Origin of the sequence: Alistipes sp. DJF_B185 (assembly GCF_964250025.1) — a bacterium.
GTDB classification, from domain to species: Bacteria; Bacteroidota; Bacteroidia; order Bacteroidales; family Rikenellaceae; genus Alistipes; species Alistipes finegoldii.
In genome coordinates this window covers 1-23,779 of sequence record NZ_CAXUDY010000017.1, presented here as the reverse complement: position 1 = coordinate 23,779, position 23,779 = coordinate 1, and the positions used below count along the sequence as shown (strand labels likewise).

The following is a 23,779-nucleotide window of genomic DNA, read 5'->3' as shown; positions in this document are numbered from 1 at the left end:
GATTAGAATGTGACATCTACGCCGAACATGTAGGTCTTCTGCCACGGGTAGGTGCGCATCTCGTCGTTCATGGCGGCCATTTCGGGGTCGATATAGTCCGAGCGGATGGGCGACCATGTGGCGAGGTTCTCTCCCGTGAAGTAGACGCGAAGGTTGTCGATCAGCACTTTGCGGGTCCATTTCTTGGGCAGCGTGTAGCCTATCGTGAGGTTCTTCAGACGGCAGTAGCGGATGTTCTGCATATAGCGGTCGTTGACGGCCGTCAGCTCGCGGTTGGTACCCGACAGGGCGACGTAGCCGCGCGGACGGGGGAAGTAGGCGTCGGGATTCTCTTCGCTCCAGTACATCTTGTGGAAGTCTTTGGGAATCCAGCTCGCATACGGACGGGCGTAGGGACCCCAGAAGGCGATCGTATTGGCTTTGGGATACCAGTGGCGGCGTCCGATGCCCTGAAAGAAGATCGAAAAGTCGATGCCCGCCCACGACATGCTCAGCGTAGTGCCGTAGTGGAACCGCGGCTGGCTGTTGCCGATGATCTCCCGGTCGCCCGGATCGTCTACGGTGTTCTTGCCGATGGAGATGATGTTGTCACCGTCCAGATCGAGGAACTTCAGGTCGCCGGCGTGCAGGCCGCGTTCCGAGCCGGCCGCGGCGTTGATCCGGTTGTTGACGGCCGTCTGATCGACGGCGTAGCCGGCAGCCTCGGCGTCCGTGGCGAAGAGTCCGCCGATGCGGTAGCCCCAGATCTCACCCCAGCGCATGCCTTCGTAGTAGGACTTGGCGAACGTGCGGTCGGGGTTGTCGTATTTGGTGATGTTGGTCACGTAGTCGTTGAAGGTGACCGTCACGCTGTAGGTGAACGGCCGGCGCAGGAGCTGGAACTCGTCGCGCCAGCTGAGCGAGAGCTCGTAACCCTTGGTGCGCAGGTCGGCGCTGTTCATCTTGGGCGAATCGGCGCCGTAGACGCTCGGCAGTGCGACGCCGGCGGTCAGCATGTCCTTCGTATCGCGGATGTAGAAGTCGGCGCTGAAAGCCAGCCGGTTGTTCAGGAAGCTCATGTCTACGCCCAGATTGTTGTGGATCGAGGTTTCCCACGAGAGGTTCGAGGCCACGGGGGCCGAAATGGTGGCCGTCGTGGGTTTGTCGCCGCCGAACAGATAGTTCTGGTTGCCGATCGAGATTTTGCGGATATAGTCGTAGTAGCCTACGTTCTGGTTACCCAGCTGTCCGTACGAATACCTGATTTTGAGGTTGTTGAAGTTTTTGCGGATGCCCTCGAAGAAAGGCTCTTCCGAGATGCGCCATCCGAGCGAGAGCGAGGGGAAGAAACCCCAGCGGTGACCGCGCTTGAAGCGCGACGTGCCGTCGTAGCGGCCGCTCACCTCCACGAGGTATTTGCCTTTGTAGTCGTAGTTCAGACGGCCGAAGAAACCCATCAGGGCGTATTCGTTCTGGCCGCCGCCGACCTCCATGCGCTCGTTGCCGTCGGCGCCCTGTCCCACCAGATTGAGGTCCATCAGCGTTTCGGAGAGCAGGTTGTAGCCCGTGGCCGACACGTCCTTGAGATACTTGGTCTCCCAGTTGAAACCGGCCATCGCCTTGAAGTTGTGCTTCTCGTTCCACGTGTGTGCGTAGGTGGCGTAGACGTTGGCCTGATAGTAGTTGTGCATCATGGTCTTTTCGTAGAGCTTGTCTTGGAAGCGGCTGCCCGTCGAGAGGGTTTGCACTTCGCCCGGATACTGCGAGTATTCGGTATTGACCTGACGGTTGAGGTTGTGCTGGGTGTTGAACATGTAGGTGAAGTTACCCTTGATCTCCAGCCCTTTGACCGGGGTCCACGTCAGCTCCGTGGTGGTCGACATGTTGTCGGTCTTGTCCTTGTTGTAGTGGCCGCCCTTGTTCATGATCGTGGGCAGGCCGTCCATGATCGAGTATTTCGACAGCGAGGTGTAGTAGACGCTCGTGCCGTCGGGGTTGTAGGGCATCATCGAAGCCAGTCCGTGTACCGTGCCCAGCGAGAAGGCGGTATTGACTCCGCTGGGGCCGGGGTAGTAGTACTGGTAGTTGTAGTAGCTGGTGTTGTTGCTGATCTTGAGCCACTTGTTGATGTCGAACGAGATTTTCGAACGGAAGTTGATCCGCTGCAGACGGTCGGGGTCCTGACGGAAGAGTCCCTCTTCGCTGTAGTAGTTGCCCGAAAGCATGTACTTGACCTTCGAGTTGCCGCCCGACAGCGAGACGCTGTGGCTCGTGTTGGGGTGTTCGTCCTTGAACAGGTAGTGGTACCAGTCGAAGTTGGCGTAGTAAACATATGTGTCGCGGCCGTCGCGCTGGTCGATCTTCACCCACGGACGTTCGGGGTTTTCGACCTTGTCGTTGCGGCGGGCCCACAACTCCATCATGTCCTGCTCTGTGTAGTTGGTGTAGTTGGTGCCTGCGTCGGCGTGCCAGAACAGGTCGTTGACGTAGACCGAGTAGTAGCCGCGGGTCTCGTAGTCGGTCGAGGTGGTGGGGGCGTTCCAGCCCCAGCGGCCGCTGTACGACACGCGGGTTTTTCCCGAATCGTCGCCCTCCTTGGTGGTCACCAGCACGACGCCGTAGGCCGCGCGTGCGCCGTAGATGGCGGCTGCCGAGGCATCCTTGATCACCGAAATCGAGGCCACGTCGTTGGGGTTGAGCTTCATCAGGTCGCCCTCGGCGCCGTCGATCAGCACGAGCGGCGAACCGCCGTTGATCGAGGTGATGCCGCGGATGTTCAGGTCGGCCGAGTTGCCCGGACGGCCCGATGTGGTCGAGATCGTCAGACCCGGAACCGCACCCTGAAGCATGTGGGCTACGGAGGGCGCCGAGCGGCTTGCGAGCTGCGTGTCGTCCACCGTGGCGATGGCTCCCGTCAGATTGACCTTCTTCTGGGTGCCGTAACCTACTACTACGACGTCCTCCATCCTCACGGCGTCCTCTGCGAGGAATACCTTGAGGCTGTTCTGCGAGACGGGAACGGAGACTTTCTTGGAGATGTAGCCCAAGTAGGTGAAACTGAGCACCGCATCGGTGTCGGGAACGGTGATGGTGAAACTGCCGTTGTTCTCGGAAACGGTGCCGCGGGTATTGTCGCCCTCCAGCGTGACGGCGACGCCGGCCAACGGCAGTTCGTGGGAGTCGTTGACCGTACCGGTGATCGTGCGCGATCCGGCCGGGGCCTTGCGCGCCGCGGGGATCAGGGCGATCTGGCGTTCGGAGATCGTGAAATTGAGACCCGTCGGGGCGAGCATCTGGCGCAGGGCGGCGGAGATCGGCAGCTGTTTGGCGCGGAGGCTGACGCGCCGGGTCAGATCGGTCTGTTTGGCGTCGTAGAAGAACGTGTATTTGCTGCTCTTCTCGATGCGCGAAATGGCTTCCGAGAGCGGTATGTCGGTGAACTCAAGGTTGATCGCCGGCTCCTGCGTCTGGCCGTGTGCAACCGTTGTCCATCCGCAGACGAGCAGCAAAAGAATTGCGAATAGTCTAAAATGTTTCATGGTTGAAGTTTTAAGTTAGCGTGTGTTTGCGGCGGCTGCCGCGGGAAGGATAGCGTGCGGTTCAGGTCTGTTCGGTCATAGGCATTCGGAGTTTGGTTGGTGTTTGGTAGGTTTACGGTTTTATTCTATCTCGGAGATGGATACCGAGCGGTTGTCCGAGAAGGTGTAGACGATCGGATTGATGCGGCTCATGATGCGCAGAATCGCTTCGAGCGGTTCGTCGGTGAGGGTGAACGTGTAGGCGTAATTGTGGGCGAGTGCCGGGGAGATGTCGATCCGGATGTCGTACCAGCGTGAGAGGTAGCGGCAGATTTCGCCCAACGACTGCCGCTCGAAGACCAGTTTGCCCGCGGCCCAGCAGGATTCCAGCTCGACGTTGCCCCTGCGGATATTCAGCTCTTGGGTGGCGGGGTCGTAGCAGGCTATTTCTCCGGGGTGCAGCCGGCGCGTCTCCCCGTTGCCGGAATCGAGGGCCACCGAACCCTCAACGAGCGATACGGCGACGGTCCGGTCTTCGTGCGAGGTGTTCACGTTGAATTTCGTGCCGTGAACCCGTATGCGCAGCCCTTCCACTTCGACCGTGAAAGGGCGTTCGGGATCTTTGGCGATGTCGAAAAATCCCTCTCCGCGGAGTTTTACGTTGCGGCTTTCGGCGCCGAAGGAGCTGTCGTAGGCGAGCGTCGAGCCGCTCTGGAGCCATACGGTCGAACCGTCGGTCAGATGCGCCAGCGACTTGCCGCCGAAGGCGCAGAACTCCTGTCTGGCCGGAACCGGTGTGCGGGAGAGGTCGGGACGGACCGCGAAGAGCGTGACGACGACGCCCGCGGCGACGGCTGCCGCCGTGCGCAGTATCGGCATCCAGCGGCGTTTCGGCGCGGGCCGTTCCGCCCGCTGCGGCGTTCCGCAGACTTCGATGCGGGACTGCAACTGCTCCCAGAGCCGGTCGCGGTCGGGATTGTAGGCCGAGGTGCGGCGCTGTACGTCGTCCCATATGCGGAGGGCGTTTTCGTAGATGCGGCGGTTGTCCGCATCCGCGACCCATAGGTCGAATTCGCGGCGCGATGCGGTGTCCAGCGTGCCCTTCAGCGCACGGATCAGGAGGTCCCGGTAATGTTTGTCCATGACGGTATTCGGTTTTTACCCGAAGACACGAAAAAGGCGGCCGACCCTTACGGCCGACCGCCTTTTTTCCGATTTTTTTAGCGGAATGTCTCCGGATATTCCTCCGCGGACGCTTCGTATATGCCGGGAACGGCGATGCGGAGAGGCTGTTTCCGCAGGATTCCGGGCCGGTTATCCGACGACCGCGGCGAACAGATCCAGATGCCCGTCCACGTAGCGGGCGAGCGTCTCCGTGACCTCGGCTTCCATTTCGCCGTACTCCTCCTCCAGCTCGTCGAAGGCTTCGTACTGCTCGTACATCGCCATGAACTCCTCGTCGGTGCGCTCCCGTTCCAAATCCTCCCGGTTGGCGTCGTAGATCTTCTTGGCGCGGTAGACCAGCTTCGAGAAACTCTCCGCACCCCACAGGCGCATGACTCTGGCAAACGGATTGCCGAAGATATAGGCCCCGTAGCCGTTCTGGATAAGCTGGCAGAAACCGCCTTCGGTCACCTCGTCCCGGAAAATCCGGTAGGCGAGCAGCGAGTGCTGTTCGCCGCTGAGCAGCGGCATCGTTTCGGCCGTCGGGTCTCCGCCGACCGTCTCCTTGTATTTGTCCGTAAAGACCCGGAGGAATTCGTCCATCCCTTTGGCGGCTGCCGTTTGCAGGGCCTTGTCTGTAATTTCGATCACGGTTTCCGTCGTTTGATTGTGAATATGGGGTTGTTTAGCCGGGTTACTGCTGCGCTTCGGGCGCGTAGGTGCGCAGGGCCAGTTTCTTGACCCACACCACGAAGCCGCCCGTGAGGATCAGGTTCAGCACCAGTGTCAGCACCGAGATGATGAGCGCCGGGCCGCCCAGACTGTAGCCCAGTGCGATGAAGATTACGCCCGCGCCCACCTCGCCGCGGGTGAACATGCCGATGGAGAGGGCGAGGCGTTCGCTGATCTTGCGGTCGCGGTAGAAGAAGAGCGGCACCAGTTTGCCGATATTCGAGAGCAACGATACGGCCAGCACATGCAGCGCCAGCGTGCCCCACGGCATCATGGGCTGCGAGCCGGTGACCGACGTCGCGGCGGCCGTGTCGCCCGGCGCTCCCGTTACGAGCGGCATGCTCAGCCCCACGAGCAGCATGAAGAGGAACGAGATGCCGGTGGTGATGCGCCGTTCGGCGGCGGTGTCGATCTCCTTGTGTTTCATCAGCATGCCGACGACGAACGCCGGGAGCAGGACTTCGATATGGATGCTGTTCTCCGGTCCGTAAAGCCGGGCCGTGACGATGTGGACGAGCTGGGTCAGGGCGCAGACCACGACGGCCAGCCCCAAGATGGTTTTCCAGTCCTGACGTACGTTCCACGTCGCCTGCCAGCGCCAGCCGACGGCCAGCAGGAGGGTGACGACGGCGATGATGGCGAACATTTGCCACCGCAGGCCGATCATCAGGATTTGCAGGGGGATCATCAGCAGGATGGTGTCCAGATCGTCGAAGATGGCCAGCACCTGTATCTTTTTGTAAATCCAGCTTTTCTTGAGACTGAGGGCTGCGAGCATCGTGAAGAGGATGCCGGCCGAAGTCGGCGCGGCGAAACGGCTCAGCAGCAGGTTTTCCTTCCACGCCTCGCCGCTGGTCCAGAGTTCGGGCGGAAGCAGTGCGAAGACGTAGTAGAGGACGATGAGTATCCACGGCAGCGCGGCCGTGGCCATGGCGATGAAGTAGTCCGCAGTGTAGGAACGCCAGCGGGTTTTGTCGATTTCGAATTCGCGGCCGACGTTGATCATGATGAATCCGAGGCAGATGTAAAGCAGCGTGTCGGAACACTTCTTGAACGCCGCGTATCCTGCACCGAGCGTGCCCGGAAGCATTTGCGAGACGATGAGCCCCAACATCAGGAAAAGAGAGAATGAGAGAACTTTTCGCATTAATTGATAGTTGTTTACAAGTGAGAGGAGTGCATTCGCCGGCAAAGATAATATATTCTGCTTTATTCCCGAAACCGCATCCGTCTTTCGTGAAAAAAATAACAATAATGAAACCGCAATTCACAATTATTTCTTACCTTTGCGGTCGAAAACGGCATATCAGTATTTAAAACCATAAATTAAACATTTACAACTATGCAGATTGTAGAGATTCACGCAAGAGAGATCCTCGACTCGCGAGGCAATCCGACCATCGAGGTCGAAGTACGTACCGTATCCGGCGCATTCGGCCGCGCAGCCGTTCCGAGCGGCGCATCGACGGGCGAGAACGAGGCCCTCGAACTTCGTGACGGCGACAAGAGCCGTTATCTGGGCAAGGGCGTTCTGAACGCCGTCAAGAACGTAAACGAGGTGATCGCTCCCGCCGTTATCGGCATGAACGTGGCCGATCAGGTGGGCATCGACAAGGCCATGATAGCCCTCGACGGCACGAAGACCAAGTCGAAGCTGGGTGCTAACGCCATTCTCGGCGTGTCGCTGGCCGTGGCCCGCGCTGCCGCCGACTACTTCGGCATGCCGCTCTATCGCTATATCGGCGGAGCAAACGCCAAGACGCTGCCCGTTCCGATGATGAACATCATCAACGGCGGTTCGCACTCGGACGCTCCGATCGCGTTCCAAGAGTTCATGATCCGTCCCGTGGGTGCTCCCACCTTCAAGGAGGCTATCCGCATGGGCGCCGAGGTGTTCCACAACCTGAAGAAAGTGCTTCACAACCGCAACCTCTCGACGGCTGTCGGTGACGAGGGCGGCTTCGCTCCCGCGCTGAACGGCACCGAGGACGCTATCGAGTCGATCATCGAGGCCATCAAGATGGCGGGTTACAAGCCCGGCCGCAAGGAAGAGGGCGGCGACGTGTCGATCGGCATGGACTGCGCTTCGTCGGAGTTCTACAAGGACGGCGTTTACGACTACACCAAGTTCGAAGGCGAGAAGGGCGCGAAGCGTTCGTCGAAGGAGCAGGTAGAGTACCTGAAGGGACTGGTTGCCAAATACCCCATCGACTCGATCGAGGACGGTATGTCGGAGAACGACTGGGACGGTTGGCAGATGCTCACCGAGGAGATCGGCGGCAAGTGCCAGCTCGTGGGCGACGACCTGTTCGTGACCAACGTGGACTTCCTGAAGAAGGGTATCGAAATGGGCTGCGCCAACTCGATCCTGATCAAGGTGAACCAGATCGGTACGCTGACCGAGACGCTCGACGCCATCGAGATGGCTCACCGTGCGGGCTACACTTCGGTTACGTCGCACCGTTCGGGCGAGACCGAGGATTCGACGATCGCCGACATCGCCGTGGCTACCAACTCCGGTCAGATCAAGACCGGTTCGGCGTCGCGTTCGGACCGTATGGCCAAGTACAACCAGCTGCTCCGCATCGAGGAGGAACTCGGCGATGAGGCTATCTACGGCTACACGAAGATCTACCGCAAGTAATTCCGATTTCGAAGGGCTTGACAGCCCTGTTGCATCAGGTTCCGGGCGAAGCCCGAACCGGATCATAAATGAAAGGGCCGGACATATTGTCCGGCCCTTTTTTTGTGCGGCGGCGTGCGGTCGCTCAGGCGCCGACCGCGGTCAGACCGCCTTTATCAGCGAACGTCCCAGCCATACGAGTACCAGTCCCAGAATGAAGCTCAGGCCGACGTAAAGGCCGAAATAGAGCCAGTGTTTCTGTTGGAGGAGCAGGTACATGTCGTCGGCAAACGACGAAAAGGTGGTGAATCCGCCGCAGAAGCCGGTGATCAGAAAGACGTTCATCGACGGCGAGATGACGTGGGTCTTTTCGGCCAGACCGAAGAAGATGCCGATCACGAAACTGCCGATAATATTGACGGCGAACGTACCCCACGGGAACGCCGAAACCGTAATGACATGGGCCAGTTTTCCCGTCAGAAAGCGCAGGCATGTGCCGATAAAACCGCCTAGCCCCGCAATAATCATCGCTTTAAACATAATTCACACATTTTTAGTTGATTCTACCATTCGGGTTCTTCCCCGAACAAATTTGATGCCACCGGGCTTCCGTATTTTGCCGCGGATCGCCACGGGGGGGCGGCTTTTGGCATCCTATTTGGAACCTCCGCTGATCAGTACCGGCGGACCGCTGCCCCGGCGGGATATGTATGGCCTTCGGGGATGCGGAGCCGGATTAACTATAAAAATCGTTTACTATGCACTTGACACCGAAAGAGATTGACAAGTTGATGCTGCTTTCGCTCGGTATGGTCGCCGAACGGCGTATGAAAAAAGGGCTGAAACTGAATTATCCGGAGGCCGTAGCCTATATTACGTCCACGGCACTGGAGGGAGCGCGTGAAGGCAAGACCGTGGAAGAGGTTATGAAAGGAGCGGCCAGCGTGCTGAAGAAAAGCGACGTCATGGAGGGCGTCGCCGACATGATCGACCTGCTGCAGGTCGAAGCCGTGTTTACGGACGGTTCCCGTCTGGTGAGCATCCACCATCCTATTAAGTAATTTTAAACATCCTGAGTATGAATACGAAAAATCCCGCCCCTGCGAAAAATCAGGCGCAGGCGGCGAGTCTCTATCCGAATAAACCCGGCTTCAAACCCGCAAAGCCCGTCGTCGTCGGTGGAGAAATCCTGATGAACGTTCCGATCGAGTACAATACCGGCCGCAAGACCGTGAAGCTTGTCGTGCGCAATACCGGCGACCGCCCGATTCAGGTCGGTTCGCATTTCCATTTCTTCGAGGTCAACCGTTATCTGGAGTTCGACCGCGACGCCGCTTTCGGCTGTCACCTGAACATTCCCGCAACGACCGCCATCCGTTTCGAACCGGGCGACCAGAAAGAGGTCGAGGTCGTGGCCTATTCGGGCAAACGCCGCGTGATCGGCTTCAACGGTCTGGTGATGGGATATACGGGCGACGAGGATGCGCCCACCTATTTCCCGGCACGTATGCATGCCGTGCGCAAAGCCCGGCATGCAGGGTTCAAGAACATTTCGGAAAGCGATGCCGAGGCCGCTATGAAAAAAAGCAACAACACTAAAAAATAGAGGATATGGCAACAATTTCACGTCAAGAATACAACAACCTTTTCGGTCCTACCGTCGGCGACAAGATCCGGCTGGGTGACACCGATCTTTACGTCGAGATCGAAAAAGACCTGCGCGAATACGGCGACGAGGTCGTCTACGGCGGCGGCAAGACCATCCGCGACGGCATGGGGCTGGCCAATACGATGACTTCGGAGGAGGGGGCGCTCGACCTCGTGATTACCAACGTGACGATCATCGACGCCAATCTGGGCGTCGTGAAGGCCGACGTGGGTGTCAAGGACGGAAAAATCGCCGGTATCGGCAAGGCGGGAAATCCCAATATCATGCACGGCGTGCATCCCGATCTGGTGACCAGCACCGCAACCGACGCGATATCGGGCGAGCACCTGATCCTGACGGCAGCCGGCATCGACGGCCACGTGCACATGATCTCCCCGCAGCAGGCTTACGCCTGTCTGAGCAACGGTATTACGACCCTGTTCGGCGGCGGAATCGGCCCTACGGACGGCAGTAACGGAACCACCATCACTTCAGGCCGCTGGAACATCGAACGCATGCTGGAGTCGATCGAGGGGCTTCCGGTGAACGTCGGCCTGCTGGGCAAGGGCAACTGCTCGATGAACCAGCCGCTCGAAGAACAGATCGAGGCCGGAGCCTGCGGCCTGAAGATTCACGAGGACTGGGGCTCGACTCCCGCTGCGATCCGCGCCGCGCTGGGCGTCGCCGATCGTTTCGACGTGCAGGTGGCCATCCACTCCGATACGCTCAACGAGAGCGGATACGTCGAGGATACGATCGCCGCCATGGACGGCCGCACGATCCATACCTACCACACCGAAGGCGCCGGCGGCGGACACGCCCCCGACCTGCTGAAAGTGGCGTCGATGCCCTACGTGCTGCCTTCGTCGACCAATCCGACCCTGCCGTTCGGGGTCAATTCCCAAGCCGAGCTGTTCGACATGATCATGGTCTGCCACAACCTAAATCCGAAGATCCCGTCGGACGTGGCCTTTGCCGAGAGCCGCGTGCGGCCCGAAACGCAGGCCGCGGAGAACGTGCTGCACGATCTGGGCATACTGTCGATGGTTTCGTCCGACTCGCAGGCCATGGGCCGTATCGGCGAATCGTTCATGCGCACGTTCCAGATGGCGTCGTTCATGAAGAACGCCTGCGGCAAGCTCGCCGAGGATGCCGACGGGAACGACAACTTCCGCGTGCTGCGCTATATCGCCAAGATCACGATCAACCCGGCCATCACCTACGGCGTTTCCGACTACCTCGGATCGGTCGAGAAGGGCAAGGTCGCCGACCTCGTACTCTGGGAGCCGCAGTTCTTCGGCGCCAAACCCAAGATGGTCATCAAGGGCGGCCTAATCAACTGGTCGAACATGGGCGATCCCAACGCATCGCTCCCGACGCCGCAGCCGTGCTATTACCGTCCGATGTACGGCGCTTTCGGCCGTACGCTGCCCGAAACCTGCCTTTCGTTCGTATCGGGCGCCGCGTTCCAGAGCGGTATCAAGGAGCGTCTCCACCTGCATCGTATGGTGCAGCCCGTGCGGCGCACCCGCCAGCTTACCAAATACAACATGGTGCGCAACGGAGGAATGCCGAAGATCGACGTGAATCCCGAAACGTTCGACGTGCTGGTCAACGACATCCGCGCTTACGTCAAGCCTGCCGACAAATTCCCCCTGAGCCAGCTGCTCTGGTTCAGTTAGCCGGGAGGGCCTCTCCGATCCGGGGCGGTTTGTTGTTCCGCCTTCGGATCCGATCCGGCCCCGGATCGGTTTCCTGTTTCCGGGGGCATGCCGCAGGGGATGCTCCCGGAAATTAAAAACGAATATTAAAAACGAATCCGATGAAAATATATACGGAAATCATAGGCAATCTGCAGGACCCCGAATGGGTGAAGAAAGCGCGGGAAGCCGAAATCGAATATATCGATCTCGACCAGTGGACGGCCCAGAAAAGCCGCTTCGTGGTCAAAGGCGACCGGGAAAACGAATACGCCGTGGCATTGAAACGCCACTCGCAGATGCTCGACGGCGATATTATCGAGTATCTGCCCGAACAGCGCCGCATTGCGGCCATCCGCATCCGGCTCAACGACGTGCTGGTCGCGGACCTTTCGGATCTGGCGCGTCAAACGCCGGAAACGATCATCCATATCTCGGTGGAACTCGGTCATGCCATCGGCAACCAGCATTGGCCCGCAGTGGTCAAGGGGACAAAGGTCTACATTCCGCTGACGGTGGATAAAAAAGTGATGGACAGCGTAATGCGTACGCACCATATAGAAGGTGTCGCCTACTCGTTCCAGCCCGGTTCGGAGGTGATTCCCTACTTGGCGCCCCACGAAATCCGGCGTCTGTTCGGCGGCACGGGGCCCGACAGCGACGTACACCACCATCACGAACATGTGCACGCGCATTAAACCCGCCCTTATGACCGACGACGCAACAACCGTCATGCGGCTGCTCGAATTCACCGACTCGGCCTTTCCGGTCGGGACCTTCTCCTTCTCCAACGGATTGGAAACGGCCGCCGAGGAGGGACTGGTGCACGACGCCGCGACGCTCGAACAATATACGCAGGACATTGTCCGGCAGGCCGCCTTCACCGACGGAGTCGCGGCGCTGCACGCTTTCCGCAGCTATAACCTCGGTTATTACGAGGGTATCCTCAATGCCGACCGTCAGGCCGTTCTCTGCAAGATGAACGCCGAGGCGCGGCTGATGACCCGACGCATGGGCAAGAAACTGGCCGAGCTGTCGAAACATGTCTTTCCCGATGAAACCGCAGCGAAGTGGCTCGGCGACATCGCCGGCGGCCGTACCCCCGGCACTTATCCCGTGGCGCAGGGCATCGTATTCGCGGCCTGCGGAATCTCCGAAAAGGGGCTTTTCTGCTCCCACCAGTACGGTGTGGTCAATATGGTCGTCAGCGCGGCTCTCCGCTGCGTGCGCGTGTCGCACTACGACACGCAGCGCATCCTGTTCCGGGCCGCCGAAAAGCTCGGCGAGCTCTATGACACGGCGGGCGACATGGATTTCGACGACATGTATACCTTCGTGCCGCAGATCGACATTCTCGCCTCGCTGCACGAAAAGGGAACCAAACGCATGTTTATGAATTGATCCGCCCCAAAAGCGGAATAACCGAATAAACGAATAGATTATGAACGAAAATACAACTTGCAGAATCGGAATCGGCGGTCCCGTAGGCTCCGGCAAAACGGCACTCATCGAAGCGATCACCCCGCGGCTTCTGGACATGGGCTACAAAGTGCTGGTGATAACCAACGACGTGGTAACCACGGAAGACGCCAAACACGTGCGTAAAATGCTGAAGGGCATCCTTGTCGAGGAGCGGATCATCGGCGTTGAAACCGGCGCGTGCCCGCATACGGCCGTGCGGGAAGACCCTTCGATGAATATTGCGGCGGTCGAGGAGATGGAGGCCCGATTCCCCGACGGCGACGTGGTGCTGATCGAATCGGGCGGCGACAACCTCACCCTCACCTTCAGCCCCGCGCTGGTGGACTTTTTCATCTACGTGATCGACGTGGCCGCAGGCGACAAGATTCCACGCAAGGACGGACCGGGGATATCCCAGTCCGATATTCTGGTCATCAACAAGACCGATTTGGCCCCCTATGTCCGTGCTGATCTCGAAGTGATGCGGCGCGATTCCGAGCTGATGCGTCCGGGCAAGCCGTTCGTATTCACCAACTGCATGACGGGCGAAGGGATCGACGAACTGGTCGCCCTGATCCGCCGGATGGCGCTTTTCGACCTCGGCAACAACAAGGAGAAAGTTTCGGAATCCCTAACCGGCGCCGTACGATGAATTTCGCAGCAGCCAAAGAGATGAGTCCCTACCTCGAAGAGCCGAAGGCGATGCCCGTCGGCACTCCGGGCAAGATGGGGTATCTTTTTCTGGGATTCGAACTCGACGACGACGGCAGGTCGATCATGCGCGATCTGGAACGCCATGCCCCGCTGATCGTCCAGCAGGAACTCTATTTCGACGAAGGCATGCCTGAGATGCCGTGCGTCTACATCCTCTCGTCCGGAGGTCCCAACGTGGACGGCGATCGCTATGAACAGCGTTTTGTCGTCCGCGAAGGCGCCTACGCCCATATTTCGACCGGTGCGGCGACCAAGCTGGCCGAGATGCGCTACAACTATTCGGGGCTGACGCAGGCGTTCGAACTCGAAGAGGACTCTTATCTGGAATATCTGCCCGAACCGACGATTCCGTGCCGTCACACGCGGTTCATCGCCGACACGGCAATCCGCATCGCACCCTCGGCCACGCTGTTCTATTCAGAAATCTACATGAGCGGCCGTAAGTATTTCGACCGGGGCGAAACTTTCCAGTACGACATTCTGTCGGTCTGCTCCCATGCCGAACGTCCCGACGGGGAGCAACTGTTTCGCGAAAAATTCATCATACGGCCCGAAATGTATCCGCCTTCGACGCTCGGCGCGATGAACGGATACGACGTTTTCGCCAACGTGATCGTGCTGACGCCGCCGGAGAATGCCGACAACATCTACGAGCGGACGCAGGCCTTCATCGACCGCGAACGCAGGCTGGCGGCCGGCATTACGCGCCTGCCGAACGATGCGGGGCTGCTCTACAAGGTCTTGGGCGAGGAGACGGCTCCCGTGAAACGCCTTGTCCGCGAATTCTGTTCCTCGGTTCGGCAGGAAGTCAAGGGCAAGCCGCTGCCCGAAGAGTTCCCGTGGCGATAGAAACTTTGTTAACGGTTAAATAATTGTAAGTATGGCAAATACGATCGCTCGATCCGGAGGGGCCGGCGGAGGCTCTTTCGATTTTATCAAAATTCTGCTGCGCGGTACCGGGCAGGTGATGTTTCAGAACAGCGCGTGGACGGGACTTCTGTTTATGATCGGCATTTTCTGGGGCGCCTATGCCGAGGGACAGGGACTTGTGGGCTGGGGCGCCCTGCTGGGCGTGACCGTCTCCACGGTGACGGGGTATCTGCTCGGCTTTCCGGCCAAGGACGGCGAGCAGGGACTCTGGGGCTTCAACGGCGTGCTGGTGGGGTGCGCGTTTCCTACGTTCATGGGCAATACCGTCTGGATGTGGCTGGCGCTGGTGCTCTGTTCGGCGCTGACGACATGGGTGCGTGCGGGATTCAACAACGTGATGGCGCCTTGGAAGGTCAATTCGTTCACTTTTCCGTTCGTCTTTTGTACGTGGATGTTTTTGCTCGCGGCGCGCGCCATGCACGGACTTCCGACGACGCATATGGCCGATCCGGCGCTTCCGGCGGCTTTCTCGTCGCTGGAGAGCATCCGTTTGGGCGATCTGGCGGTTTACTGGCTGAAAGGCATCGGGCAGGTCTTTCTGATCAATTCGTGGGTGACGGGAATCTGTTTCCTCGCGGGACTGTTCCTTTGCAGCCGCTGGGCGGCGCTCTGGGCCGCGATCGGCTCGGCGCTGGCGCTGCTGACGGTCATCGCGCTGAAAGCGTCGGGCTCCGACATCTCCGACGGACTTTACGGATACAGCCCCGTGCTGACGGCCATTGCATTGGCGACGGTGTTCTACAAGCCGAATTTCCGCTCGGCGCTCTGGGCCGTTCTGGGAATTCTGGTGACGGTGTTCATTCAGGCCGGCATGTATATGCTGATGGCGCCCGTCGGAATCGCCACCCTGACCGGGCCGTTCTGCATCACGACATGGCTCTTCCTGCTGCCGCTCGTCAGGTTCGACGACGAGGAGAAGCCCGACCATTCGAACTGGTATCCGGAGAACAAGAAGCATCTGGCGGCGCAGCAGCCGGGCGCGAAAACGGAATAACCGTCCGTCCGGTCCGGCAGGGGCCGGACGGGGCGATCTGAAAACCTGAAAAACAACAGACTATGCACATGTCCGACGCACTGGTCTCCCCGCCGGTATTCGCCGTTACGGGAGCCGTATCGCTGGTCCTGCTCGGAACGGCGATCTGGAGAGTCAAGCATCCGCGAAACGACCGCCGCGAACCCGATGCGCGGGACGAGCACATCGTTCCGCTGATGGGCGTGATGGGCGCCTTCGTCTTTGCCGCCCAGATGATAAATTTCTCTATTCCGGGAACGGGTTCGAGCGGCCATCTGGTCGGCGGTATCCTGCTTTCGGCGATACTGGGCCCATGGGCGGCGTTGCTTACGCTGGCTTCGGTGCTGGTGATCCAGTGCCTAGTTTTCGCCGACGGCGGTTTCATGGCTTTGGGCGCCAATATCCTCAATATGGCGGTATTGTCGTGTCTGGCGGCCTATCCGCTGTTGTTCCGGCCGTTGATCAAACGCGGCGCATCGCCGGGACGGATCATCGCCGCGTCGCTGCTCGCCTCGGTGGTCGGACTCGAACTGGGCGCATTGGCCGTGACGATCGAAACCGAAGCGTCGGGCATCACCGCGTTGCCGATGGGGCGGTTTCTGCTGTTCATGCTCCCGATCCATCTGTTTATAGGTATCGGCGAGGGGCTGGCTACGGCGGCGGTGATCTGCGTCGTGCAGCGTTATAAGCCCGAACTGCTGTACGGTATCCGTCGGGAACGCGCCTCCGGAAGACGGAGACTCGGAAAGGCCCTTGCGGCGATCGCACTCTTGGCGCTGTTGATCGCCGGGTCGTTCTCGTGGATCGCTTCGTCCGATCCCGACGGACTGGAGTGGTCGATCAAAAAGACGGCGGGACGGTCCGAATTGGAACCTGCGTCCGACGGCCTGCACCGCAGAGCCGCCGCCATTCAGGAAAAGACGGCCGTGATACCCGATTACAACACGACATTTGCGGGAATCGTAGGGAGCGGAGCCATTCTGCTGGCCGTATTCGGCGCCTCCTGTCTGTTCCGCGCCGGACAAAAGCAGGGATGAAAAACAGATTGCAGCACGTACTTTGCGCATTGGATGCGATGGAGCGGACGGCGCGGATGCAGAGTCCGCTCCATCGCACGGACGCCCGGTCCAAACTGCTCGTCACGGTGGTTTTTCTCGTGACGATGCTCTCCGTGCCGCTCTGCAGGCTTCCGGAACTGCTGCTGTTTTTCGTCTTTCCGATCGTTGCCTGCGCGATGGGCGGCCTGAGTTACGGAACGATTTTCCGGCGGTCGCTTGTCGTGCTGCCCTTCGTCGTCTTCATCGGCGTTTTCAACCTGTTCTACGACCGCGAGCCGGTTTTCCGTATCGGGACGCTGGCGGTCACCGCAGGGTGGGTCTCGTTCCTTTCGATCGTACTGCGCGGACTGCTGTCGGTGCAAGCGCTGCTCGTGCTGATCGGAAGCACCGGCTACTACGGTCTCTGCCGGAGCATGCAGCGGCTGGGGGTGCCGGCTGTTTTCACCACGCAGCTGCTTTTCGTCTACCGTTACCTTTATGTCTTGATCGAAGAGGCCGCGGCCATGCAGCAGGCCCGCGACGCGAGGAGTTTCGGGCGCAGATCCTATCCGCTGAAGATTTGGGGAACGCTCGTCGGGCAGCTGCTGATCCGCACTTTCGACCGGGCCGAGCAGATCAGCCGGGCGATGCTGGCACGGGGATTTTCGGGGCGCATCCCAGAGGGGGTGTTCGAACGCCCGGCATGGAAAATGCGCGACACCCTGTTTCTCGCCGTGTGGTGCTCGGCGTTCGTCCTGCTGCGCTTGTGCCGTCCGGCCGAAAACCTTTCGATGCTGATAAACAACCTTTGAGATGAGCCACCACTACCTCCGGTTCGACGATGTGCATTACCGTTATCCCAACGGCTATGAAGCGCTCTGCGGCGTCTCGTTCTGCATCACGCACGGGGAGAAGGTCGCCTTGGTGGGGGCGAACGGAGCCGGGAAATCGACCCTGCTGCTGCACACCAACGGACTGCTGACGCCCTCGCAGGGGGTGGTGGTCATGGGCGGGATCAAGCTCACGCGCAGGACGCTGCCGTTGGTGCGGCAGTCGGTGGGGCTTGTGTTTCAGGATTCGGACAACCAGCTCTTCATGCCCACGGTCGAAGAAGACGTGGCCTTCGGACCTTCGAACATGCGTCTCGAACCCGAAGAGATACGCCGCCGCGTCACGGAAGCCCTCGATGCCGTCGGCGCGCTGCATCTGCGCGGGGCGTCGCCCTTCCGGCTTTCGGGCGGACAGAAGAAGCGCGTTGCGATAGCGACGGTCCTTTCAATGGAGCCGTCGGTGCTCGTCATGGACGAGCCGACCTCGAATCTCGACCCCCGCGCCCGGCGGCAGATCATAGACCTGATACGCCGTTTCGGCCATACGACGCTGATCGCTACGCACGATATGGAAATGGTGCTCGACCTTTGCGACCGTACGATCGTAATGAAGCAGGGACGGATCGTGGCCGACGGCAGTACGCGTCACGTGTTCGGCGATCTGGCTCTGCTCGAAGAGTGCGGGCTGGAGCAACCTTGCGAACTGCGGATGAAACGTGCGTTGAAAAGGGAGTACGCCCTTTGACGGTCAGTCGCGCCGGATTTCGGGACGAACGGACCGCCCCTTGTCGGGAAGCACCTCCCGGCCGACGACGGCCGTAACCAGCGCCCCGGCGAGCAGCACGCCGATCGTCACCCAAAGCACCAGCGAAGCGCCGCCCCATTTGAGCAGTATCGGAATGACGACGACGCCGGCGACGGCGCCCAGTTTGCCGAAGGCCGCGGCAAGTCCCGCACCCGCGCCGCGCTCGGCGACGGAATAGATTTGGGGCGGAATGATGAACGTCATCAGGTGGGGGCCCGCATTGAGGAACAGTTCGAAGAGCATGAACCCGGATACGGCGATCCAGACCGGCCAGTGGAATTCGTAGGCCGCCAGCAGGATGCCCATGCCCGCGGCGCAGAGGATAAATCCCCACGTCTGGGTCCGCACGTGGTACCAGCGGTTCACGAGCAGCAGACCCAGTACGAATCCCGGCAGGATGCAGAGGTTGATCCATGTGGTCAGCAACACCGAATCGGTGATTCGTGAAAAGGCCGACTCGGTCCCCGTTTCCAGCCCCAGCGCCATGACCAGCACGGGCAGGAATACCCCGATGCCGTAGACGCCCAATCCCTCGCAGGCCCACGGAATGCCGCTGAAAATCAATTTCTTCACCTGACCGGGTTTGAAAAGGTCGCTCCAAGCCACCTTCGGCATCTGCGTTTTATTCGGGCGGTTGCGGATTTCGCCGATCTCCACGTCGGGGCCCAGAAAATAGCGCACGGCCTTTTCGGCTTCGGATGTGCGCCCGTGGGCGATGAGCCATCCGGGACTTTGTTCGAAACGTATGCGGCAGAGCAGCATGACGACCGCCATGACTGCGACGAGCAGCAGCAGCCGGTTCCACAGGTGCGGATCGTGCCACTCCCGCAGCAGGGAAAAACAGATGGCCGCCGCTGCGATGCTGCCCAACGACGAAGCGGCTTTCGCTACACCGACCATCAGCAGTTTCCACCGCCGGGGCATGATCTCGGAGATGTAGTCCGAATCGAGGCTGTAACCGCCGCCGATGCCCAGTCCCATAAAAAACAGCCCCGTGATCAGCCCGAAGAGGTCGGCCGTGAAAAAGGTGAACAGCGAGGCCGCGAGGATGAGTGCGGGGCAGAACCGGAAGAAAAACAGGTATCCCTTTTTATCGCTCCACGCTCCGAACAGCACCGAGCCGACCATGATGCCGACGAGGCTGGTCGCCGCCACGAGTCCCTGCTGCAGGGAGGTAAGTCCGGGATGCCGGAAAATCTGGATCATCGGCAGTATGACGCCGACCAGCGTCGCCAGCCCTGCTCCGGTGATCTGTCCGAGCGAAGCGACGATAAGCACTCTGAAGTGGCCCCAACGCAGGGGCATCGTGTCCATGTTCATATTTTTATCGGTAGCTATGTTTGCATGCTCCTGCGGTTCGAGCCATCGTTTCCACCGTTCGAGCACCCACAGCAGCGCAACGCCCACTCCCACGCCGACGACCGATTCGGTAAAGCGCAGCAGGCAGTTTACGGCCGGCGAGACGTGGGGCGTCATCTGCGAGACGAGCAGGATGATGAGCAGCGTGATGGTGGCGATACGGTTGTTCTGGTAGATTCCGACCAGCATGCAGAGCATCTCCAGCACGAAGACCGAGGCGAGCATCCCGACGATCGAAAAGGGCCATATCTTGAGGTATATGTAGGCGACGAGCGCTCCGAGGAAGGTTCCCAGCACCCGGGTCCATCCGGCGCGCAGCGAATCCTTGTAGTTGTGCGATTGCAGGACGACCACCAGCGACGTGCAGGCCAGCATGGCCCCCATCCAGCGCGACGCCTCGTGGAGCGATCCCGTTATGTAGACGCCCGTCAGATAGGCCAGCAGCACACCGATGCAGGAGACGAACGAGACGGAAGGGTGCATGCGTCCGACGGCATCGCGCAGGTGCTGCCGGATCCGTAACGGGATCGGTTGCCGGGTGTTTTCCATAATGAGCGTTTATCCGGCTTAGAACAAGAAACGCGCCGAAAGGGACGCCGTTCGTCCGATTCGGAGCGTTTCCGGGATTTGCACTTTCTTCGCTCCGCGGGGGGATTTTGGAACAAGAATTGGTAAAGGAGGAGGGTGCGCTGCAAGAAGAGAAAACAAATGTCCAAATAAAACATAATGCGAGAAAATGAAGTCTAAATTGTTTGTCCTGCTGCTGTTGGGCGGTATCGTCCCCGTGTGTGCCCTGCGGTCCGAGACCGCCGACAGCCTGCGTAACGGGAAAACCTACCCGATCGGGGAGGTCGTGGTCACGGGAACCCGGCATGAAACCGACGTCCGGCATCTGCCGATGACCATTTCCGTCGTCGGACGGCAGAAGATCGTCGAGGGATTCCAGCCGTCGCTGCTGCCGACGCTGACCGAGCAGATTCCGGGACTGTTCGTTACGGGACGCGGCATCATGGGGTACGGCGTTTCGGGCGGGGCTGCCGGGCAGATGACGCTGCGCGGTGTCGGCGGAGGTCCCACAACGGGTCTGCTGGTGCTGATCGACGGCCATCCCCAGTACATGGGGTTGATGGGGCATCCCATTGCCGATGCCTACCAGTCGATGCTGGCCGACCGGGTCGAAGTCGTGCGCGGCCCCGCTTCGGTGCTGTACGGCTCGAACGCCATGGGTGGCGTCATCAATATCGTGACGCGCAGGATGCACGAGGACGGGGTGAAAACCGATCTCCATGCCGGTTACGGGTCCTACAATACGCTCGAAACCGAGGTTGCGAATCAGGTTCGGGCAGGACGTTTTACGAGTACGGTGACCGGCTCTTACAACCGCACCGACGGGCATCGCAGGAACATGGGCTTCGAGCAGTACGGCGGTTACGCCAAGCTGGGTTACCGGATTGCCCAAGCGTGGGATCTCTACGCCGACGTGAACCTCACGCATTTCAACGCCCGGAATCCGGGCTCCGTTTCGGAGCCCATTCTGGACAACAGGCAGCGTATTACCCGCGGCATGACGTCGTTCGCACTGCGCAACGATTACGGCAGGACTTCCGGAACCCTGAGCTTCTTCTACAACTGGGGACGACATAGGATCAACGACGGCCACTCGCCCGGCGAAGAGCCGCTGAACTACCGTTTCAACTCCCGCGACAGGATGCTGGGCGTATCGTGGTATCAGAGCGTCGCGCTTTTCAGGGGCAACCGCCTGACCGTGGGCGTCGATTGGCAGCATTTCGGCGGCAAGGCGTGGAACGTCTTTACCGACGGGGCTCCGGATAAAACCACGGCCGACAAGACGATGGACGAAGCGGCCGGCTATGTCGATTTCCGCCAGAGCCTGACGCACTGGCTGACGCTCGATGCCGGACTGCGCCTCGATCACCATTCGCATGCGGGTACGGAGTGGGTGCCGCAGGGCGGACTGTCGTTCCTGCTGCCGCACAACGCCCAGATCAAGGCGATGGTCAGCAAAGGATTCCGTTTCCCGACGATCCGCGAAATGTATATGTTTCCGCCGCAGAATCCTGATCTGAAACCCGAAAAACTGATGAACTGCGAACTTTCGTTCACGCAGCGCGTTTCGGGCGGGACGCTTTCGTACGGAGTCAGCGTCTACTATATCGACGGCGACAACATGATCCAGACCGTCCCGGTGGACGGACGCCCGAAAAACATCAATACGGGCCGGATCGAGAACTGGGGCGTCGAGGGCGACGCGGCCTGCCGCATAAACCCCGTGTGGGCTGTCTCGGCCAACTACAGCTACCTACATATGGCCTACCCGGTGGTTGCGGCTCCCGAACACAAGCTCTACGCCGGGGTCGATTTTTCGCGCAGACGTTGGAAGGCATCGACGGGCGTGCAGTATGTTCACGGACTTTACACTTCGGTCAAACCCGTAGCGAAAGATAATTTCGTGCTGTGGAACGCCAGCGTCACTTTCCGCGCGACCCGGTGGCTCGATCTGTTCGTGCGGGGCGAGAACCTGCTGGCGCAGCGTTATGAGATCAACGACGGGTTTCCCATGCCGAAAGCAACGGCGCTGGGCGGTATGAATGTTAATTTCTAATACGATCCGAGACCATGACAATTCGTCAGTGCTTTTTCTGCCGGGGCCTGTTGGCGGTCATACTGTCAGCGTTCCTTGCTCCCTGCCATGCGCATTCGGGCAAAGCCCGTTTCCATGCCGTCGTCGACACCGACGGCGCCGCCGACGATCTGCGCACCCTCTGCATGCTGCTGGGCAACCGCGAAGTGGAGGTGCTCGCCGTCACGACTTCGGAAGGGGCGCTGCTTCCCGACAGCGCCGCCGTACGTGTGCGTGCGCTTCTCGATTCCTTCTACCACGAAGGCGTTCCGGTCGGTGCGGGACGTGCGGTGAATGCCCCCGCGCCTGCGTGGCGCGCCCATTCCGGAACCGTAGACTGGGGCGATGCCGCAACCGCAACCTCCGGAGCCGGCTTCCCCGCGGCGTCGGCATTGATCGCCGAAACCCTCGGAGAAGAGGAGGAGAAGGTCGTTTTCATCGCCCTCGGTGCTTTGACGAATCTATACGACGTTCTGCGGGAAAATCCTGCCTCCGGCGACCGGATCGACCGGATCGTCTGGTACAACAGCCGGGCCGAACCGCTCTCCGGAGCCAATTTCGAAACGGACAGCGTCGCCGCCCGTTATGTGCTGGCGAGCGGCGTGCCCGTAACTGTCGTGTCGGCAAACCCGGTATGTCCGGTCGTCGTTACGCCCGCCCTGATCGATTCGGTGGCGGCCGTGCCGAACGTCTACGCCCGGAAGATCGCCGCGACACACCGTACGCCTCCGCTGGCAAAACTGGTCGGGGAGCGTCATCTGGAAGCTTGGGACGATCTGGTCGCGGTTTATCTGTTCGCTCCGGAGCTGTTTTCCATCCGGGAACTGAACGGGACGGTTCGGGCGTGCGAACTGTCGGACAAGAGCGCGGCGGCGGAGGTGCAGACACGACTGACGGCGATTCTCCGGGGCAAGCCCGACAGCGAGAGCCGGGTGTTTTACGGCTTTCCGATCGGCGGCGCACTCTATGCGGCGGATGTCGTTCCGATCATCGACTCGGCGGTTGCCCGTCACGGATTGAGCGAATGGCGGGCGGGCGTGCTGACCAACGAACTGCACGGCCATCTGGGGATTTACGCCACGATCGGCGTCAAAATGGGAATCCGTGCCCGCGAGTATTTCAATATCGGCGTGGACGACATTCTCGTCACGACTTATGCAGGCCATAAACCGCCCGTGAGCTGTATGAACGACGGCCTGCAGGTCGGAACGGGGGCCTCCGTCGGACATGGGCTGATTACCGTTACGGAAATCGACACGCCGCGGCCCGAAGCGCGTTTCACCTTCAAGGACAAGACGATACGGTTGGTCCTGAAACCCCGGTATGCCGACCGTATCCGCAGGGATGTGAAGCGGGGGATCGAACTATACGGCGACCTGACAGAACCTTATTGGCAGTACGTGAGAGCGCTGGCGCTGCGGTACTGGCTCGATTTCGACCGGCATGAAATCTTCGACATGTATGTCGGGGATTAGTGCGCGCAGAGTCCGATTAAAATAAAAAATACTAAATATTGTATAAATTTTTTGATGAAAACGATTAATTTTAGTCATTAGTGTCCCGTTAAAATTGGGACGAAGTTAATATTAATCAAATAGTCCCTCCAAGAGGGGATAATCGAGTTCT

The 23,779-nt window shown here is 59.8% G+C and carries 19 protein-coding genes and 1 pseudogene; 14 read left to right on the top strand and 6 right to left on the bottom strand.

What is annotated here, in order from left to right; all coding sequences use genetic code 11:
- Positions 1-2: 2 nt before the first annotated feature.
- The 4 genes from ACESTR_RS14150 to ACESTR_RS14135 form a co-directional block, all read right to left on the bottom strand.
- Entirely contained in the window at positions 3-3,518 is a 3,516-nt protein-coding gene (locus ACESTR_RS14150; protein WP_302269460.1) for a TonB-dependent receptor, read from the bottom strand.
- A gap of 120 nt (positions 3,519-3,638) precedes the next feature.
- On the bottom strand, positions 3,639-4,640 hold the full coding sequence (locus ACESTR_RS14145) for a FecR family protein (protein ID WP_009597089.1): 1,002 nt from the start codon (positions 4,638-4,640) through the stop codon (positions 3,639-3,641).
- A gap of 171 nt (positions 4,641-4,811) precedes the next feature.
- Positions 4,812-5,312 (bottom strand): DMP19 family protein, encoded by a 501-nt coding sequence (locus ACESTR_RS14140; RefSeq protein ID WP_009597090.1) that lies wholly within the window; start codon positions 5,310-5,312, stop codon positions 4,812-4,814.
- Positions 5,313-5,355: 43 nt separating this feature from the next.
- Complete coding sequence (locus ACESTR_RS14135; protein WP_130063464.1) at positions 5,356-6,540, bottom strand: sodium:proton antiporter; 1,185 nt, start codon at positions 6,538-6,540, stop codon at positions 5,356-5,358.
- A gap of 195 nt (positions 6,541-6,735) precedes the next feature.
- On the opposite strand from ACESTR_RS14135, the gene eno reads away from it, so the two are divergent.
- Positions 6,736-8,037, top strand: coding sequence for a phosphopyruvate hydratase (gene eno, locus ACESTR_RS14130; protein WP_009597099.1), 1,302 nt, complete (start codon positions 6,736-6,738; stop codon positions 8,035-8,037).
- A gap of 141 nt (positions 8,038-8,178) precedes the next feature.
- On the opposite strand, the gene crcB is transcribed toward eno, so the two are convergent.
- Positions 8,179-8,556 carry a fluoride efflux transporter CrcB gene (crcB, locus tag ACESTR_RS14125; protein ID WP_009597086.1) on the bottom strand — a complete coding sequence of 126 codons (378 nt, stop codon included), beginning with the start codon at positions 8,554-8,556 and terminating at the stop codon, positions 8,179-8,181.
- A 218-nt stretch (positions 8,557-8,774) separates the two neighbouring features.
- Between crcB and ACESTR_RS14120 the strand changes: the two genes are divergently transcribed.
- The 11 genes and pseudogenes from ACESTR_RS14120 to ACESTR_RS14070 all read left to right on the top strand — a co-directional run bounded on the left by ACESTR_RS14120 (position 8,775) and on the right by ACESTR_RS14070 (position 18,093).
- Entirely contained in the window at positions 8,775-9,077 is a 303-nt protein-coding gene (locus tag ACESTR_RS14120) for an urease subunit gamma (protein ID WP_009597094.1), read from the top strand.
- Between the two features lie 125 nt (positions 9,078-9,202).
- Positions 9,203-9,481: pseudogene (locus tag ACESTR_RS14115) on the top strand (urease subunit beta); the annotation flags it as partial.
- 146 nt (positions 9,482-9,627) lie between these two features.
- Positions 9,628-11,346, top strand: a complete 1,719-nt coding sequence (locus tag ACESTR_RS14110) for an urease subunit alpha (RefSeq protein WP_014775044.1) — start codon at positions 9,628-9,630, stop codon at positions 11,344-11,346.
- Positions 11,347-11,486: 140 nt separating this feature from the next.
- On the top strand, positions 11,487-12,062 hold the full coding sequence (gene ureE / locus ACESTR_RS14105; protein ID WP_009597096.1) for an urease accessory protein UreE: 576 nt from the start codon (positions 11,487-11,489) through the stop codon (positions 12,060-12,062).
- Positions 12,063-12,072: 10 nt separating this feature from the next.
- Complete coding sequence (locus ACESTR_RS14100; RefSeq protein WP_014775043.1) at positions 12,073-12,765, top strand: urease accessory protein UreF; 693 nt, start codon at positions 12,073-12,075, stop codon at positions 12,763-12,765.
- Between the two features lie 40 nt (positions 12,766-12,805).
- The gene (gene ureG / locus ACESTR_RS14095; RefSeq protein WP_009597079.1) at positions 12,806-13,477 is read left to right on the top strand and encodes an urease accessory protein UreG; all 672 of its coding nucleotides are present in this window, start codon (positions 12,806-12,808) and stop codon (positions 13,475-13,477) included.
- On the top strand, positions 13,474-14,388 hold the full coding sequence (locus tag ACESTR_RS14090) for an urease accessory protein UreD (RefSeq protein WP_022044360.1): 915 nt from the start codon (positions 13,474-13,476) through the stop codon (positions 14,386-14,388). The genes ureG and ACESTR_RS14090 overlap by 4 nt, the downstream gene beginning before the upstream one ends.
- Before the next feature lie 31 nt (positions 14,389-14,419).
- Positions 14,420-15,463, top strand: a complete 1,044-nt coding sequence (gene yut, locus ACESTR_RS14085) for an urea transporter (RefSeq protein WP_278433945.1) — start codon at positions 14,420-14,422, stop codon at positions 15,461-15,463.
- Between the two features lie 68 nt (positions 15,464-15,531).
- Entirely contained in the window at positions 15,532-16,518 is a 987-nt protein-coding gene (locus ACESTR_RS14080; protein ID WP_302576041.1) for an energy-coupling factor ABC transporter permease, read from the top strand.
- The gene (cbiQ, locus tag ACESTR_RS14075; RefSeq protein WP_009597087.1) at positions 16,515-17,330 is read left to right on the top strand and encodes a cobalt ECF transporter T component CbiQ; all 816 of its coding nucleotides are present in this window, start codon (positions 16,515-16,517) and stop codon (positions 17,328-17,330) included. Before ACESTR_RS14080 ends, cbiQ begins: the two co-directional genes overlap by 4 nt.
- Position 17,331: 1 nt before the next feature.
- Positions 17,332-18,093 carry an energy-coupling factor ABC transporter ATP-binding protein gene (locus tag ACESTR_RS14070; RefSeq protein WP_279067113.1) on the top strand — a complete coding sequence of 254 codons (762 nt, stop codon included), beginning with the start codon at positions 17,332-17,334 and terminating at the stop codon, positions 18,091-18,093.
- Positions 18,094-18,096: 3 nt separating this feature from the next.
- On the opposite strand, the gene ACESTR_RS14065 is transcribed toward ACESTR_RS14070, so the two are convergent.
- Positions 18,097-20,061 (bottom strand): MFS transporter, encoded by a 1,965-nt coding sequence (locus tag ACESTR_RS14065; RefSeq protein ID WP_302576043.1) that lies wholly within the window; start codon positions 20,059-20,061, stop codon positions 18,097-18,099.
- A gap of 187 nt (positions 20,062-20,248) precedes the next feature.
- Between ACESTR_RS14065 and ACESTR_RS14060 the strand changes: the two genes are divergently transcribed.
- Together ACESTR_RS14060 and ACESTR_RS14055 are read left to right on the top strand one after the other, a co-directional pair.
- A complete protein-coding gene (locus ACESTR_RS14060) occupies positions 20,249-22,135 on the top strand; it encodes a TonB-dependent receptor (RefSeq protein ID WP_373179383.1) in 1,887 nt (628 codons plus the stop codon).
- 14 nt (positions 22,136-22,149) lie between these two features.
- Positions 22,150-23,628, top strand: a complete 1,479-nt coding sequence (locus ACESTR_RS14055; RefSeq protein ID WP_315975932.1) for a nucleoside hydrolase — start codon at positions 22,150-22,152, stop codon at positions 23,626-23,628.
- Positions 23,629-23,779: the final 151 nt, after the last annotated feature.